The following is a 14,957-nucleotide window of genomic DNA, read 5'->3' as shown; positions in this document are numbered from 1 at the left end:
CGGTAATTATAGATAAGGGAACGACCATGCGCCTCAAGTCCGTCAAACTTACCAACTTTCGTGGCTACCGCGCCACCACTGTTATTCCCGTTGACGAAGCCCTGACTGGTATCGTCGGTCGTAACGACTATGGTAAATCAACCATTCTCGAAGCCCTAGCCATCTTCTTCGAGACCGACGGTGCCAAGGTCGACAAGAGCGATATGAACTGCTTCAGCTTAGCTGAGGGTAATGAGCAGTTCGAGATTGCATGTGAGTTCGATGGCCTACCCAACACACTGGTATTAGATGAGAACGCTGCAACGACATTGGCACAGGAGTATTTACTCAACGCAGAGGGGGCGTTAGAGATTGTCAAGACCTTCAAGGCCAGCGCAGGCAAACTCGAGCGTACTGCCATCCGCTGTCAGCATCCAGCAGACGCAGATTTGGCGAAGTTGCTCAGTCTCAAAATGGCAGAGTTGAAAAAGCTTGGCGAGCAACGTGGGGTTGCCGATCAGGTTGCCGATAAACGTGTGGCTTCTCAGTGGCGGCAAGCCATTCGCGGCGCGGCGCAGCCCCTTACCCTCCAAGACACGCAGCTTGATGTAAGCAAAGGGATCTCAGTTGATAACAAATCCATCTGGGACAAAATTCAGGATCAGCTACCCATCTTCGCGCTATTCAAGGCGGATCGTGAAAGCAGTGATGGCGATGCCGAAGCCAAGAATCCGTTGCAACAGGCAGTCAAGGAGGCGCAGGCTGCGCTGCAGCATCAAATTAGCGAGCTAGAGCGGCAGATCGAAACCAGTGTGCTTGATGTGGCCAACCGTACCCTTGATAAGCTGCGGGACATGGCTCCCGAACTGGCTAACGAACTTACACCGCGCTTTAAGGAAAAACCCAAGTGGAGCTTCAGCTTCACTCTGGATGGCGAGAATGGCATTCCCATCAACAAGCGCGGCAGCGGCGTGCGTCGGCTGATTCTGCTCAACTTCTTTCGCGCCGAGGCGGAGAAGGCTGTAGTGGGCACCCAGCGCAATGTCATCTACGCTATCGAGGAACCGGAAACCTCACAGCATCCCAACTACCAGAAGATGCTGATGAAGGCTCTACTGGAACTCTCCAACCAGCCGAACCGGCAGATCATCGTCACTACCCACGTCCCAGCCCTGGCTGGCCTGATTCCGATCGACGGCATTCGCTACGTCACCAAGGATGATAACGACATCCCCGTTGTCAAAATGCCCAATGGCGATGTGCTCAAGGAAGCCGCCGAGAGCTTAGGTGTACTCCCAGAAACAGGGATGGAGCGGGCAAAGGGCATCGTGCTGGTAGAGGGTAAATCCGACGTCAACTTCCTCCGTCACGCGGCCAATACCCTGAAGGCTGCTGGACAGCTTGAATCCAGTCTGGATGATGCCGGAATCGTCCCCATTCTGATCGGTGGGTGCGGTAGTGTGAAACACTGGGTTACTCTCAACCTGGCCGATGACCTAGGTCTGCCCTGGTGCGTGTTTCTCGACTCAGACATCGGTGGTAGCCCAGAACAGGTGGCCTCTATCGCAAAGCGCAAGCAGGAGGTTGAAGCCCAAGGCCGCCCCTTCTATTCGACGCGAAAACGGGAAATCGAGAACTACCTGTGCCCTGACATGATTTATGCGCAAACCGGGATAAGGGTAGATTTCACCGACACCTGCGACGCCAAGAAGATCATTGGCCAGGCAGTTCGCGTCAAAGCGGATGATGTGATCGACAGGTTCTGGCCTTTGATGACTGCAGAGCAGATCATTCAGCGCTCGATGTACCAAGAAGACGGTGAGCAACGTTCGGAGATTAAAGCGCTGATCGAGAACTTGCTGGTGTTAGTAGCTTGAGTTTCGATATTGAAGAGAATAGATTGCATATGGTGACATTAGATCTACTTCTGCGGATGTCGTCTAATTCAAGCTCAAAGCGATAAAATCGCAGAATTATTCAATTAAAGGACGAAGCGATGGCTTGCTCAAGATGCGCCGCATCACCTGATGCCCATACGCAGCGCCGCCTTTTCGCCGCATCGGCTGGCTACTGTCAAAACCCTGGATGTTCCAATGAACTGTTCGTCGACGCTGCTGGTAAGTCCATTCACATCGCCGAGATGGCTCACGTGTTTGCGGCCAACGATGGTGGGCCTCGAGCAAAGCCTGAACTGAGCGAAGAGGAGCGCGGAGCTTTCGAGAACTTGGTGATGCTATGCGCTAACTGCCATACGATGGTTGACAAGGCGCCTGACGCTTTTCCAGACACGATGATGCTTAGCTGGAAGCGCGAACATGCCAACAAGCTTCGGGGGCTCTTCGGCGCGGTGAAATTCAGTGATCGCGCCATCGCCCGCCTAGCGGTGGAACCACTGTTAGCGGAGAATCATGCGATTTTCAAACAGTACGGTCCTCACATTGCCGCCGCCTGTAACCCGGAGAGCGGTGCCGCTGAACAGTGGAAGCGCAAGATGCTAACGCGCATCCTGCCTAACAGCGCGCGAATACTTGCAATCTTGGACGCTAACCGACATCTGCTTAGCGGCGGTGAGAAAGAAGCGTTGGAGCAGTTCCGGCAGCATATTAACGACTTGGAAGCATTTCATATCGAAGGAAAGAGAGAAGATGCTTCTCGTTTTCCCGGTGAAATGTCCAATATTTTGGAGGGTCGATAAATGAACGAGGACGCGGTCCAATGGGTCGCCAATAAGCTCGGAGAGACTGATGGACTCAAGGTTGTCGAACGCACACCGGAGGGCTTTTTGGTCGTCAGATCGGAGGAGAATTACTCGTTCTTGGTTGCTGTCCTAGGCGTACGGGATCTAATCGAAGTGTCGGACGTGGAGCCTCTCTTTACCGGCGCCACCAAGCCGCAGTTCGTAGTGAATGTACCTTCTCGTACTTTGTGGAGTGGCGCAGCCATCGGTCGTATTCACGCGGCATCAGCCGCGTTCGGAACGTTGGGTGAAGTTTCTAGGGCTGCCCATACGGAGGACGCCGGTTCATACCGTAACAAGAACATGGACTATTTCATCAATGCGATGCAACAGCACAAGAACGTCCATAGCGTCTCTTACGTCTATGAGACGGTATTTCGTGTTCATCGAATGATTGGTCCAAGCCTCACCGTTGCGGTTATCGACGCATACAACATGAGCGCTGAAGACGTACGCAATGCCAAGGCAAGATTTGGTCATTTTGACGTTGTCGTCAAATCATCGAGCTACGGCTCGATTACAAGTGCGGCGGCAGACGCTGCTGACTCTATTGGTGCGCAGGCACTGACGTTCGGCGGCCTAATGCAGCGACTGGGAAAATGATTCGCCAACGCGTAATCGCCAGCCTGCGAGCGCTTGCTGTGTCGCTTGGAACAGAGGCCGAGGGAACGCAATGGCATCTTTTTGGCTCCGTCGATCGGGACGAGTTTGACGCAGCGGACATCGATCTGATGATCCTCTGCAAAAGCGACGAACAGGCTGACACACTTCGACGAGTTATCGATCCTGATGTTCTCGCTCTACCGCTTCATTTGGTTTTGATGACCTTTGACGAGGCGGCGGAGGTCGACGCTGTTCGAGTACAGCGTAGCAACCTCATCTTCCCTTAATCCGCTACGACTATTCGGATAGTATTCCACGCAGTCGCGGGAGTGGCTTGGTAGAGATTGTGGCAGCAAACCACCGCCCCTCTAATCAAGGGGCGTATGCACAAGAGGAATTGGCCATAGCGAAGTCGACCTTTGCTTTGCGGCAGAAATCCAATTGTGAGACTAGGGCGTCCATTTTGGGTGGCGACCCGCAGTCAATTCGATCGAATATTTTAGAAAGCCGACGACCACAAAGAAACATCAAAAATCAATTCGCAACGTCGGTCTAATACCGTACCCATCCCTATACCTAACGGCCAATCCCCCTCAACTCCCCATTTCTGAGATGCCAGCGCGATTACACTGGTCATGAAGCCTTGCTTCTCGCCCATCGGAGTTGTTCGCAGCACCCTTCGCACCGATGGTCGAAAAATCCGTCTTGCCCAACAAGACGCAGCGAAGGGGGAGAGAGAAGGGAAATTCACGGCAACAAAAAGCGCGGGCCGTATGGGCGGCAACCCATACGACCCGCTGACCACCACCAACTCACAGCAGGAGTCGGAAATGGCTGACGCCAATAGTAAGTCACGTCGCAGGAAGAACAAACCCGTCAACATGCAAAAGACGTTTGAGCTGGTCCTCCGCAACTACCCGGACCTTCCCAAGCGTGGCTGGCCTTACCTGCCGTGGATGCAGGCGATCGATATTGATTTCAAGATCTTTGGATTCAAACCGGGCGACCGCATCTACCTCGACGTCAACTACGTCACCCGGAAAATCACGATCTCGCCGGACTACAGCCAGCTGGCGCTGCGAGAGCAGCCGTACCACGACCCAGAACCGGAAGACACGCCGGCATAACAAGCAAGGGCCGCTTCATGCGGCTCTTGCGGGCGGATTACTGGTTTTGCACGAACGCGACTGACCGCCGGGGCGATATCGCCCTGGCCATCGCCGCGCATGTCGCGATGCGTGCCCACAGCCAACTTCAACAACTGTCACGGCCGCAACGGCCGTGAGGCGGCACCGCGCGTGCCGAAACAATCGGATGGATTCGATTCACTCGGAGGTATCAGGATTCGAGCGACGGCCCGAATGTCCGCGTGCATTCGTGAACGACGCGTTAACGCCCGCCGTCCCGCGCCTTCACGATCCTACCGCGCTGCAGCACATAGGCGACGTGTTCGCCTTCACCGGCCACAACACCGATATCGTCGAGCGGGTTCCCATCGAGCACGACCATGTCGGCGATCGCACCAGCGGCCACGACGCCCAGTTGCCCCGTCATGTTGACGATCTCCGCCGCCACCGTCGTCGCAGACCTGAGCGCTTCCAGATTCCCGAGCACTTCCGCCCGAATCCGAAACTCGCCGCACTGAAACGCGTGCATCTCGCCAAGCAGGTCCGACCCGAACCCCATCTTCACGCCGGCCTTCGCATAGATCTCCAGCGACTCGCGACCTTTCTGCTGCACGGAAGCCACCTTCGCCACGGAGTCAGCCGGCATCCCGAACTCTGCCCCATGTTTGGCGAGCGCGTCATAAGTAACAAGCGTAGGCACGACAAACGCCCCGTGCTCATGCATGAGCTTCGCGGCCGCTTCATCCACGAGATTCCCGTGCTCGATCGTCCGCACACCACATCGCACAGCCCGTGCAATCGCCCGCCCCGTATACGCATGCGCCATCACATAAGTATTCGCGGCCTCTGCCTCATCGACGATGGCCCGAATCTCGTCCTCCGAATACTGCGTGTTGGCAATCGGATCAGTCGGCGAAGCAACGCCACCTGAAGCCATGATCTTGATCTGCGTCGCGCCTTTCTGAATCTCTTCGCGCACGGCGAGCCGCACACCTTCAACCCCATCCACGACCCGCGCAATCGCCCCCGTCCGAAAGCAGCAAGAGCAGGGCTCCAGCAAATCCCCCCGAGGCCGAAAATCCCCATGCCCGCCGGTCTGCGACAACGCCTTCCCCGACGGGAAAATCCTCGGCCCCGAAACCAGCCCCGTCTCGACCGCCTGCATCAAACTCCAATCCGCGCCACCCGCATCCCGCACGCTGGTAAACCCACGCGACAACATCGCATCGAGAATCGGCAACGACCGAATCGCCGCAAGAATATTCGGCTGCGTCGCATTCGCGCCAAGATTCGCATTCGAAGCCAGCACATGCACATGGCAATCGATGAACCCCGGCATCACGGTCTTGCCACGCACATCGATCACCTGCGCATTCGGCAAATCCACCGGCCGATCAGTAACTTCGACGATCCGCTCGCCTTCGATCACGACATGATGATGTTCGAGCAACACGCCTCGTTCGAGGTCGAGTACGTTGCCGCCTTGAAGCACGGTAATGGTCATGGGGAAATATCCTTATCGAGTCATGGAGGCGCCACGCTTCGCATCCTTCACGAAACGCGTCCCGACGAAACTGACTGCCGCCGCGAGGATCACGTAGAAGGCAGGCGCCATGTTGCTGCCCGTCCGGGCGATAAGCCAAGTAATCAGGAACGGTGCGAATCCACCAAAGATCGTCACCGCGAAGTTGTACGCAACGGAAAGCCCTGTCGACAGCACCTTGGTCGGAAACAGCTCCGCGAACGCCGCGAGGATCGGCCCCGTATAGGTTGCAATCAACACGCCGAACACTGCCTGGAACACGATCAGCGACGTGAACCCGGGCGCATGGTTGATCCACGCGAACATCGGCCAAGCGAGCACGAGGATCGCGAGCGCCGAACCGGACAGGAACACGCGCCGTCCCCACGCGTCGGCGAGCCTGCCGACGATCGGCGAGCAGCACATGATCATCAGGCCACCAACCATCCCGGCCGCAAACCCGGTCGACTGCGGCAGATGCAGCGTGCGCACGGAATAAGTCGGCATGTAGAAGAGCAGCACATAGGTACAGACGGTCCACAGAATGACCATCGAAAAACTCGCGAACGTCTCGCGCGGGTAGGTGGACAGCACTTCCTTCAGCGGCGAGCTTTCTTTCGCCTGCGCTTCGACGGCACTGAACGCCGGCGTCTCGTCGATATGGCTGCGAATGAAGTAACCGACCGGCCCGACGATGATCCCGAGCAGGAACGGCAGCCGCCAGCCCCAGCTATGCAGCGCCTGCGCGTCGAGCGACGTCGTGACGAACGTGCCGGTCGCCGCGCCGAGCAGCACCGCGAAGCCGATGCTCGACTGAATCCAGCTCGAGTAATACGCGCGCTTCTCCGGCGGCGCGTATTCGGTGAGGAACGCGGTGGCGCCACCCATCTCGCCGCCGGCCGAGAAGCCTTGCAGCAGCCGCGCGACGACGATCAGCAGCGGCGCGGCGATGCCGGCCTGTTCGTAGGTCGGCGCGATCCCGATGAGCGCGGTGCCGGCTGCCATCAGCAGGATGGTGAGCGACAACGCGGCCTTGCGTCCGACCTTGTCGGCATAGACGCCGAGCACGATGCCGCCCACCGGCCGCATGAAGAAGCCGACACCGAACGTCGCGACGGTCAGCAGCACGGACGTCAGTTCGTTGCCGGTCGGGAAGAACAGCTTCGCGATGATCACCGCGAAGAAGCTGTAGACGGTGAAGTCGAACCATTCGAGGCCGTTGCCGATCACGGTCGCCACGATGGCGCGGCGGCGCTGCTGCACTGCCGCATCGACGGAAGGCGCGGCGCGTGGGGAAAGCGTTCCTTGCATGGTCTCTTCCTCTGTCAGAAGACGGGACGGCTGCCCCGCGTGAATCCCATGCTAAGGACAGCCGGATTTTTTTCTGAAACGAAAGATTCGCATGCACGCATGCGCTGGGCGCATGCATCGCGCTCAGGGCGCGGTCTGCTTCTCCGCCTGTTCGAACAGCCAGCGCGTGAACAGGCGGGCGGCCTGGTTCTGCGCGCGGTCGTTGGGCGAGATCACGTAATAGCTGCCGCCGTGGCTCGCGGACGCTTCCGTCACGCGCACGAGCAGGCCGGCCTCGATGCATGCGTCGATCATGTAGCGCCAGCCGAGCGACACACCCTGGCCGAGAATGGTCATCTGCACGATCTGCGGATAGGAGTTGATCGTGATGTCCTGCGGCTGCGCCTTCTGCCGGTCGACGTCGTTCATGTCGAACCATTCGGACCAGGACATCCATTGGCGCTGTCCGTCCTCGAGGCGCAACAGCGTCTCGTTCGCGAGATCGGCCGCGTCGAGCGTGCGGCCGGCCAGATAGCCGGGCGCGCAGACGGGAAACACTTCCTCGTCGAACAGCCGGCGCGCGGTGTATTCGGCCGGCGCTTGCTGGCGCACGTAGTAGACGCCGACGTCGAATTCGGCCGGCGACATCGACGCAAGAGCATCGCGCACGATCAGGCGCAGCTTGATGTTCGGATATGCGGTGCGAAAGTCCGGCAGCCGAGGCGTAAGCCACAGTAGTGCGACGCCGGACGAGCACGCGATCGTCAGTTCGAGATCGCCGTACGGCTTCATCACGTCTTGCGTGGCTTCCGCGCACTGCGTGAGCAGGTGGTGGACCTGTGTCGCGTATTGCTCGCCGGCGATCGTCAGCCGCAGTGAACGGTGTTCGCGAACGAACAGCGAGCGGCCGAGGAATTCCTCGAGTTGCTGGATCTGGCGGCTGATCGCACTTTGGGTCAGGTGCAGTTCGGCGGCGGCCTTCGTGAAGCTCGCGTGCCGCACGGCGGCTTCGAACGCGACGAGGCACTGAAGGGGCGGCAGGGGCGTGATGCGCATGGCGGGCGGGGGAGTCGAGGGCGCTGCCGACATGATACGGGTGGACCGAGCGAAAATCGCAAGCCAGAAGGGGCGCTGTAGACTCGCTATATTCATGCGAAGATTGAGCGAAATCGCACCGACACTCGCCCGAGAACGACGTGACCCTATCAAACCCTGAGAGCAAACCGAAAGCCGGCCATCCGCCGTGGATGTCCGTCGCGCTGGCCGAACTCGGCATCCGCCGCCACCCGCCGGGCAGCATCAACCCGCGCATCGTCGAATACAACAACCAGACGAATCTGGTCGGCTATGACGACAAGATTTCCTGGTGTTCGTCGTTCGTCAACTGGTGCATGACACACGCCGGCATTCGCGGCACCGGCTCCGCGCTCGCGCGCTCATGGCTCGAATGGGGCCGCCCGCTGGAGCGCCCGGTCTACGGTTGCATTGCCATCCTGACACGCGACGATCCTGCAAGCTGGAAAGGGCACGTCGGTTTCTACCTGCGCCACGACGACCAACACGTCCACCTGTTCGGCGGCAACCAACTGGAAGAAGTGCGCGAACTCGCGTACCCGTTGAACGAAGTGATCGGCTACCGTTGGCCGTCCGCCGAGTGACCCATGGCGGCAAGCACACAAAAAATCCAGAACGCGGCCGTTACCGCCGCATTGACCCACCCGGAGCTCGTCGGTGCGCGCCTGCGCAGCGACGGGCTCCGTCCCCACAAGGAGACAGCAGTGCCAACCGGAAATCTCCGCCTCTACGCGGATGCGCGATGCACGAGCCCTTACGCGATGTCGGTCTTCGTCGCGTTCGAGGAAAAATCGCTGCCGTACGAACTGGTAACCGTCGATCTCGGCAATCGTCCGCCGCTGTAATTTGAACGCCGCCGCCGCGGACCGACCCAGCCAATTACGATCATTCCCCTGTAGCCGCCTCGATCGCGTCTGTGTCCCACTTCCCGCGTCGCGTTGCCTCGGCCAGCATACCAAGCGTCAGCGGGTGGCGCTTTGGCGGTCGGAGTCGTTTCACGAATAGCCCCATGAGTGACGACAGCAGTTCCTGACCTTCCGGGCCAAAGTAGCGTCGGTACGGGAACCCTTTGGCGTCGACGTTGAATGTCTCGGCCCACTTGTCGATAAACTCGACCCCGTCGAGGCCAGTGATGCCGAGATCCTCCTCAAGCCGTGATTCCGGCTGAAGGTTCAGCTTGCCGCCGAACAACGGCCGGCCAAGCTCCTGACGGGTGAAGGCTTCGAAACGTTCCCAGGTATCGTCTTTCATGGCTCAGAGCACCCGATCTTCGGGCTTCACGAGTCGGTTGTAGGTCGTCACGGTGTTGCGCATGATCAGGAAGGCATCGCGAGCCAGAAACACCTCGCCTACGACGGGAATCGTCCGGCCGACCCATGCGCCGAGGCGGTGGGTGAAGGAGATTCGAATACCGGACAACCCAACGCCCATGATCATCGGCAGGCGAAACGGTAGCGTCTGCGGGAACAGCTTGCGGGCAGCAAGCGAGGCGACGGAGGTGCCCGGCGTAGCCCCTGCGAACTTGCCGGCGACAGGGACGTCAGCCTGACCGAGCAGCATTGCCGACGCGGCTGCCAGATCGTCCAGGCCCAACTGCTTGCGCGTCTCGTCGAACGCCACCAGGGCAAAGACGTCGACGGGCCGTAGATTCTGCCAAGTGCCGTAGGTGTACCGGTTTTCACTCACTCATTGTTCTCCTGATCCGGCAAGGGCGCTGCTCTCTCAGCGTGTGCCCCTCGCGAAGGCGATACTTTACCGCATCACCCAGAACAGCCTGGCCGGTACCGCTGACCGGTCCCAACTGATTCGCGATGAATGTGCTCGGACCGATCCTCATCGTGCGGCTGAGGAGCGGGGCGCCGGCAGTATGGAAGCCGGCGCCGCGTCGTGATCCCCCCTAATTCTTCGCCACAGCCTCGGTTTCCGTCTGCGTCCCACCCGCCGCCTCATTCCTGCTCCACCCACCCCCAAGCGACCGATAAAGCGCGACTGCCGCCAGCGCATGCTCGCGCTTGACCTGATTGAGCGAATCCGAATCGCGCAAATAAACCTCCTGCGCCGAAAGCACGTCGAGAAAATCCGTCGCGCCCCCCTTATAGAGCTGATTCGCCAACCCAAGCGCCTTATCCGACGCAGAAAGCGCACTATCGAGCCGCCGCGTCGCCTCATCGGAACTGACGAGATTCGCACGCGCATCCTCGACTTCCCTCAACGCCTGCAGCATCGTCTGCCTCAACCCGAGTTCCGACTCGCGCATCCGGCTTTCGCTCTGCGAGATATCGGCGGTAATACGCCCCGCATTGAAGATCGGGCTTGTCGCACTCAACGCCGCACTGAACAAATTGTCGGTCAACGTAGGCAACCCGAGATACGACGCCGCCAGAATCCCGTCCGCCAAATTCAGCGAAAACTTCGGATACCGCTCGGCCTTCGCAACCCCCACTTGCGCCGCACGCCGCTCCACCTGCGCATAAGCAGTCAACACATCAGGCCGCCGCAACAACGCCTGCGAAGGCAACGTCCCCGGCGCGCCAACCGGCGGCGCAGGAATCTCACCAGCCTGCGCCAACACGAGCCGATCGACCGATTCCGGCGTCCGCCCCGAATACACGGCAATCAGATTGAGCTGATGCGAAATCTGCGCCTGCGTCGGCGGAATCCGCGCTTCGAGCGCATCGAGCTGGTTCTGCGCACGCGTGACGTCGAGTTCCGTCGACAGCCCGAACGCCTGCCGCTTGCGCGTGAGTTCGAGCGCGTGCTGCCGGATCTTCGCGTTGTCCTGCAGGATCTTCAGTTCCTGCTGCGCCCAGCGCAGATCGACATACGCGGATGCCGCATCGGCCGCGAGCGCGAGCCGCATTGCATCTTCCGCATGCTTCTGCCCGACGAGCTCGGCCTGCGCGGCGAGCAGATCGAGCCGTTCGCCGCCGAACACATCGGGCGACCAGCTCAGCGCGAGCCCCACGCCGGCCTGCCGCACATAGCCGAGCGGCGGCGGCGTGTTCTGCCGCGCGTCGGACGCATGCGCGGTCGCGTCGAGTTCGGGCAGCAGCGCCGCGCGCTTCTGCACGGTCAGCGCCTGCGCCTGCTTCACGCGTTCGGCGGCGGCCTGCAGATCGAGGTTGCCGTCGAGCACGGTTGCGATCAGCCGGTCGAGCACGGGATCGTGGAATTGTGCCCACCATGCGGCGGCATCGATGTCCGCGCGCGGCACGTCGGTATCCCATGCGGTGGGCGCAAGCGTCTGAACGGATTCGTTAAGCGCCGGATGCTGCGCGGGCTGCACCGCACACCCTGCGGCGAACACGCTGACGGCAACGGCGACGAGTAGCTTTTTCATGATGAAGATCTCAGTGCGCGTCCGGCGGCGGCGCGTTCAAAGTAATGGGTTTGGAAAACACGACGGCAAGCAGCGCGACGACGAAGCACAGCGACAGCGCGTAGTACGCATCCGCGTAGGTGAGCGTCAGCGCTTCGCGATAAATCAGCCGATGCAGGTTCGAGAGCCCGGCCTGCGCGGTATTCAGCGTATTGCCCGCAACAGCCGTCCAGTACGCGGCCTGATGGTCGAGCAGCGACGCGATCTGCGGCTCGCCTGCGCTCACATGCTCGTTCAGGCGCAGGTAGTGGAAGTTCAGCCGGTCGTTGAGCATCGTCGCGCTCACCGCGATGCCGATCGCCCCGCCGAGATTGCGCATCAGGTTGAACAACCCGCTCGCCGATTTCAGCCGCGACTGCGGCAGCGAGCCGAGCGCCATCGTCACGATCGGCGGCACGCTGAACTGCTGGCCGATGCCGCGCAGCGCCTGCGGCAGCAGCAGTTCCCGCCAGCCCCAGTCGTGCGTGATCGGCGTGTACAGGTAGCAGCCGAGGCCGAAGCAGATCAGCCCGAACACGAGCAGCGCGCGCATGCTGAAGTAGCGCGCGGCGAACGCATACACGCCGAGCGCGAGCAACTGGAACGCGCCGACCGACAGCAGCGCCAGGCCGATCTGCAGCGAGCTGAACGCGCGCACCTGCGCAAGAAACAGCGGCGTCAGGAACACGGTCACGAAGATCCCGATGCCGGTCACGAACGACAGCAGGCTGCCGATCCCGAAGTTGCGCACGGCGAGCGCGCGCAGGTCGACGATCGGATCTTCCGCGGTCAGCGCATGCACGATGAACAGGAAGCCGCAGATGCCGGAGATCCATGCGCAGATGACGATCGCGTCGTCGCCGAACCAGTTTTTGCGCGGGCCTTCTTCCAGCACGTATTCGAGGCAGCCGAGGAAGCCCGACATCAGCGCGATGCCGAGATAGTCGCCGCGCTTGATGAGGCTGAGGTCGGGTTCGTCGATATGCACGTAGCGCGGCACGAGTGCGGCCACCGCGATGCCCGGCACGAGGTTCAGGTAGAACAGCCAGTGCCACGACCATTGGTCGGTGATCCAGCCGCCGATCACGGGGCCGATCGCCGGTGCGAGCGACGCGAGCGCGCCGATGGTCGTCGATGCGATCAGCCGCTGCTTGCCGGGGAACAGCACGAACGCGGTGGTGAACACGGTCGGGATCATCGCGGCGCCGAGCGCGCCCTGCAGCCCGCGAAACAGGATCATCGAGTTGATGTCCCACGCGAGCCCGCACAGCATGCTGGTGATCGTGAAGCCGACGGCCGACGCGACGAACAGCCAGCGCGTCGACATCACCTTCGACAGCCAGCCCGACATCGGGATCACGATGATCTCGGCGATCAGGTAGGCGGTCTGCACCCACGACAGCTCGTCCTGGCTCGCGGACAAGCCGCCGCCGATGTCGCGCAGCGACGACGCGACGATCTGGATGTCGAGCGTCGCCATGAAGAAGCCGACGCACATCAGCGCGAACGCGAATACGCGCTGCCTGGTGGGTTGCGATGCGGGGTCGCCGGAAAACGCGGTGGTCATGGTCGGCTCCCGCTCAGTTCGCGTGGTCGGTATGCACGGTCACGACCGCGGACAGGCCGGGGCGCAGCACGTGTTCGAGGCCCGGCTGCGGATCGAGATGCACGCGCACGGGCACGCGCTGGACGATCTTCGTGAAGTTGCCGGTCGCGTTCTCGGGCGGCAGCACGCTGAAGGTCGCGCCGGTCGCGGGCGCGACGCTGTCGACGCGGCCGTGCAGGCGCGTGCTCGACGCATCGAGCGACACGTCGACGCGATCGCCCGCGCGCATCTTGCGCAGCTGGTCTTCCTTGAAGTTCGCGTCGATCCACAGCCCGGACGCCGGCACGACCGTCAGCAACGGCACGCCGACGTTCGCGAGCATCCCGACGCGGCCCGTGCGGTTGCCGACATAACCGTCGACCGGCGAGCGGATCGTCGTGTATTCGACGTTGAGCGCCGCGACGCGCTGCGCGGCGAGCGCGGTGTTCACGCGGGCCCGCGCATCGGCGAGCTGCGCGCCGAGCACGTCGAGCTGCCGCTTCGAGGCGAGCAGCGCGGCGTCGCTGCGTTCGACGGCCGCGCCGGCCTTCGAATAATCGGCGTCCGCGCGTTCGACGATCTGGTTCGACACGGCATCGGATTTGACGAGCTCGCGGTAGCGCACGCGGTCCGATGCGGCGCGCGTCAGCTCGGCCGACGACGCGTTCTTGTCCGCCGCATGCTGGCCGATCACCGCGAATTGCAGTTGCTGCTTCGCTTCGAGTTCGGTCACGGCGGAGCGCGCGCTGTCGACTTCGGCGCTGGCCTGCGCGAGCTTCGCATCGTAGTCGCGCGCATCGAGCTGCACGAGCACGTCGCCGGCCTTCACGCGCTGGTTGTCGGTCACGAGAATCCGGTCGACGAAGCCGTTGACCTTCGGCGCGAGCACCGTCACGTCGCCGCCGACATACGCATCGTCGGTGCTCTCCTGGAAGCGCAGCACGAACAGCCAGTCGAGCGCGGCCGCGGCCACCACGACGACGACGGCGATCATTGCGATGCGCATCCACGGCACGCGGCGCCGCTGCTTCGCGGGCCGGTCGATTGTGGCTGCCTCGCGGGAAGCAGCGGCTTCTTGGGTCGTTTCCATCGATTCACCTATGTATATGCACTTATTAAAGCGACCGACGACGTCGCGTCGATCGGGGAAGGGGTTAGCGCTCCGGCAGGTTGTGCGCGATCCGGAACAGCTCGTCTCTCAGGCGGGCCGCCTGGGTCGGCCCGAACCGTTGCTCGAACGCTTCCTGCGCGGCGAGCCAGTGCACGTGCGCGTCGGCGACCTTCGTTTCGCCGTGCGCGGTCAGCGCGAACGTCTGGCGGCGGTACGGCGGCTCGATCCGGCCCGTTACCAGCGCCGCGCCGACGAGTGGCTTGAGCGCGCGCAGCAACGCGGTGCGTTCGATCACCAGCACGGCCGACAGCGTTGCCATCGTCAGGCCCGGCCGGTCACGCAGCAGCGCGAGGATGCTGTATTGCGACGGCGTGACGCCCGCCTGCGACAGGTAACGCTCGTAGAACTGCGAGAGCCGGCGGGCGGCTTGCCGGACCGCGAAGCAATCGTCATCGGTGAGCGTGGTCTTGTGCATGTGCACATGTTAGGGCGCAGCGCGCCACGAAGCGAGGGGCGGAGCAGGATCAGATTGGTGTCGTGGCTGTACCAATCGGCGTCAGGCCGGCGCGTT

General features: G+C 61.4%; 15 protein-coding genes and 1 pseudogene. 7 read left to right on the top strand and 9 right to left on the bottom strand.

Translation table 11 applies throughout. The annotated features are described in order from the left end of the window. Positions 1–26 precede the first annotated feature (26 nt). The 5 genes from ACM6JT_RS13265 to ACM6JT_RS13245 all read left to right on the top strand — a co-directional run bounded on the left by ACM6JT_RS13265 (position 27) and on the right by ACM6JT_RS13245 (position 4,446). On the top strand, positions 27–1,856 hold the full coding sequence (locus tag ACM6JT_RS13265; protein WP_414856615.1) for an AAA family ATPase: 1,830 nt from the start codon (positions 27–29) through the stop codon (positions 1,854–1,856). A 119-nt stretch (positions 1,857–1,975) separates the two neighbouring features. Then, complete coding sequence (locus ACM6JT_RS13260; protein WP_414856614.1) at positions 1,976–2,674, top strand: hypothetical protein; 699 nt, start codon at positions 1,976–1,978, stop codon at positions 2,672–2,674. Further along, positions 2,675–3,319, top strand: coding sequence for a hypothetical protein (locus ACM6JT_RS13255; protein WP_414856613.1), 645 nt, complete (start codon positions 2,675–2,677; stop codon positions 3,317–3,319). It abuts the gene before it with no gap. Next, the gene (locus ACM6JT_RS13250; protein WP_414856612.1) at positions 3,316–3,606 is read left to right on the top strand and encodes a hypothetical protein; all 291 of its coding nucleotides are present in this window, start codon (positions 3,316–3,318) and stop codon (positions 3,604–3,606) included. Before ACM6JT_RS13255 ends, ACM6JT_RS13250 begins: the two co-directional genes overlap by 4 nt. Positions 3,607–3,954: 348 nt before the next feature. After that, positions 3,955–4,446, top strand: a complete 492-nt coding sequence (locus ACM6JT_RS13245; RefSeq protein ID WP_414856611.1) for a hypothetical protein — start codon at positions 3,955–3,957, stop codon at positions 4,444–4,446. A gap of 262 nt (positions 4,447–4,708) precedes the next feature. On the opposite strand, the gene ACM6JT_RS13240 is transcribed toward ACM6JT_RS13245, so the two are convergent. The 3 genes from ACM6JT_RS13240 to ACM6JT_RS13230 all read right to left on the bottom strand — a co-directional run bounded on the left by ACM6JT_RS13240 (position 4,709) and on the right by ACM6JT_RS13230 (position 8,314). Beyond that, positions 4,709–5,950 carry an amidohydrolase family protein gene (locus ACM6JT_RS13240; RefSeq protein WP_414856610.1) on the bottom strand — a complete coding sequence of 414 codons (1,242 nt, stop codon included), beginning with the start codon at positions 5,948–5,950 and terminating at the stop codon, positions 4,709–4,711. A gap of 12 nt (positions 5,951–5,962) precedes the next feature. Continuing rightward, positions 5,963–7,279 carry an MFS transporter gene (locus tag ACM6JT_RS13235; protein WP_414856609.1) on the bottom strand — a complete coding sequence of 439 codons (1,317 nt, stop codon included), beginning with the start codon at positions 7,277–7,279 and terminating at the stop codon, positions 5,963–5,965. A 123-nt stretch (positions 7,280–7,402) separates the two neighbouring features. Next, a complete protein-coding gene (locus tag ACM6JT_RS13230) occupies positions 7,403–8,314 on the bottom strand; it encodes a LysR substrate-binding domain-containing protein (protein ID WP_414856608.1) in 912 nt (303 codons plus the stop codon). A 191-nt stretch (positions 8,315–8,505) separates the two neighbouring features. Here ACM6JT_RS13230 and ACM6JT_RS13225 point away from each other — a divergent pair, with 191 nt between their 5' ends. Then, positions 8,506–8,916, top strand: a complete 411-nt coding sequence (locus ACM6JT_RS13225) for a TIGR02594 family protein (RefSeq protein WP_131948057.1) — start codon at positions 8,506–8,508, stop codon at positions 8,914–8,916. Positions 8,917–9,036: 120 nt separating this feature from the next. After that, positions 9,037–9,159: pseudogene (locus ACM6JT_RS13220) on the top strand (glutathione S-transferase); the annotation flags it as partial. A 58-nt stretch (positions 9,160–9,217) separates the two neighbouring features. Here the strand turns inward: ACM6JT_RS13220 and ACM6JT_RS13215 are convergent. The 6 genes from ACM6JT_RS13215 to ACM6JT_RS13190 form a co-directional block, all read right to left on the bottom strand. Beyond that, positions 9,218–9,583, bottom strand: coding sequence for a DUF1493 family protein (locus tag ACM6JT_RS13215; protein ID WP_131948056.1), 366 nt, complete (start codon positions 9,581–9,583; stop codon positions 9,218–9,220). A 3-nt stretch (positions 9,584–9,586) separates the two neighbouring features. Next, complete coding sequence (locus tag ACM6JT_RS13210) at positions 9,587–10,018, bottom strand: STM2901 family protein (protein ID WP_131948055.1); 432 nt, start codon at positions 10,016–10,018, stop codon at positions 9,587–9,589. 211 nt (positions 10,019–10,229) lie between these two features. Beyond that, on the bottom strand, positions 10,230–11,672 hold the full coding sequence (locus ACM6JT_RS13205) for an efflux transporter outer membrane subunit (protein WP_414856607.1): 1,443 nt from the start codon (positions 11,670–11,672) through the stop codon (positions 10,230–10,232). Positions 11,673–11,682: 10 nt separating this feature from the next. After that, positions 11,683–13,257 (bottom strand): DHA2 family efflux MFS transporter permease subunit, encoded by a 1,575-nt coding sequence (locus ACM6JT_RS13200; RefSeq protein ID WP_407971569.1) that lies wholly within the window; start codon positions 13,255–13,257, stop codon positions 11,683–11,685. Between the two features lie 13 nt (positions 13,258–13,270). After that, positions 13,271–14,365 (bottom strand): HlyD family secretion protein, encoded by a 1,095-nt coding sequence (locus ACM6JT_RS13195; protein WP_414856606.1) that lies wholly within the window; start codon positions 14,363–14,365, stop codon positions 13,271–13,273. A gap of 64 nt (positions 14,366–14,429) precedes the next feature. Then, a complete protein-coding gene (locus tag ACM6JT_RS13190) occupies positions 14,430–14,861 on the bottom strand; it encodes a MarR family winged helix-turn-helix transcriptional regulator (protein ID WP_034185080.1) in 432 nt (143 codons plus the stop codon). Positions 14,862–14,957: the final 96 nt, after the last annotated feature.

The organism is Burkholderia sp. IT-111MI5 (assembly GCF_949752865.1).
Taxonomy (GTDB): domain Bacteria; phylum Pseudomonadota; class Gammaproteobacteria; order Burkholderiales; family Burkholderiaceae; genus Burkholderia; species Burkholderia pyrrocinia_C.
This window is presented reverse-complemented; position numbering and strand designations above follow the sequence as displayed.

What these genes read in the sequence shown, in the direction of transcription:
- ACM6JT_RS13265 (WP_414856615.1), top strand. Translation starts at nt 27, where the DNA reads ATGCGCCTCAAGTCCGTCAAACTTACCAACTTTCGTGGCTACCGCGCC.
- ACM6JT_RS13260 (WP_414856614.1), top strand. Translation starts at nt 1,976, where the DNA reads ATGGCTTGCTCAAGATGCGCCGCATCACCTGATGCCCATACGCAGCGC.
- ACM6JT_RS13255 (WP_414856613.1), top strand. Translation starts at nt 2,675, where the DNA reads ATGAACGAGGACGCGGTCCAATGGGTCGCCAATAAGCTCGGAGAGACT.
- ACM6JT_RS13250 (WP_414856612.1), top strand. Translation starts at nt 3,316, where the DNA reads ATGATTCGCCAACGCGTAATCGCCAGCCTGCGAGCGCTTGCTGTGTCG.
- ACM6JT_RS13245 (WP_414856611.1), top strand. Translation starts at nt 3,955, where the DNA reads ATGAAGCCTTGCTTCTCGCCCATCGGAGTTGTTCGCAGCACCCTTCGC.
- ACM6JT_RS13240 (WP_414856610.1), bottom strand. Translation starts at nt 5,950, where the DNA reads ATGACCATTACCGTGCTTCAAGGCGGCAACGTACTCGACCTCGAACGA.
- ACM6JT_RS13235 (WP_414856609.1), bottom strand. Translation starts at nt 7,279, where the DNA reads ATGCAAGGAACGCTTTCCCCACGCGCCGCGCCTTCCGTCGATGCGGCA.
- ACM6JT_RS13230 (WP_414856608.1), bottom strand. Translation starts at nt 8,314, where the DNA reads ATGCGCATCACGCCCCTGCCGCCCCTTCAGTGCCTCGTCGCGTTCGAA.
- ACM6JT_RS13225 (WP_131948057.1), top strand. Translation starts at nt 8,506, where the DNA reads ATGTCCGTCGCGCTGGCCGAACTCGGCATCCGCCGCCACCCGCCGGGC.
- ACM6JT_RS13215 (WP_131948056.1), bottom strand. Translation starts at nt 9,583, where the DNA reads ATGAAAGACGATACCTGGGAACGTTTCGAAGCCTTCACCCGTCAGGAG.
- ACM6JT_RS13205 (WP_414856607.1), bottom strand. Translation starts at nt 11,672, where the DNA reads ATGAAAAAGCTACTCGTCGCCGTTGCCGTCAGCGTGTTCGCCGCAGGG.
- ACM6JT_RS13200 (WP_407971569.1), bottom strand. Translation starts at nt 13,257, where the DNA reads ATGACCACCGCGTTTTCCGGCGACCCCGCATCGCAACCCACCAGGCAG.
- ACM6JT_RS13195 (WP_414856606.1), bottom strand. Translation starts at nt 14,365, where the DNA reads ATGGAAACGACCCAAGAAGCCGCTGCTTCCCGCGAGGCAGCCACAATC.
- ACM6JT_RS13190 (WP_034185080.1), bottom strand. Translation starts at nt 14,861, where the DNA reads ATGCACAAGACCACGCTCACCGATGACGATTGCTTCGCGGTCCGGCAA.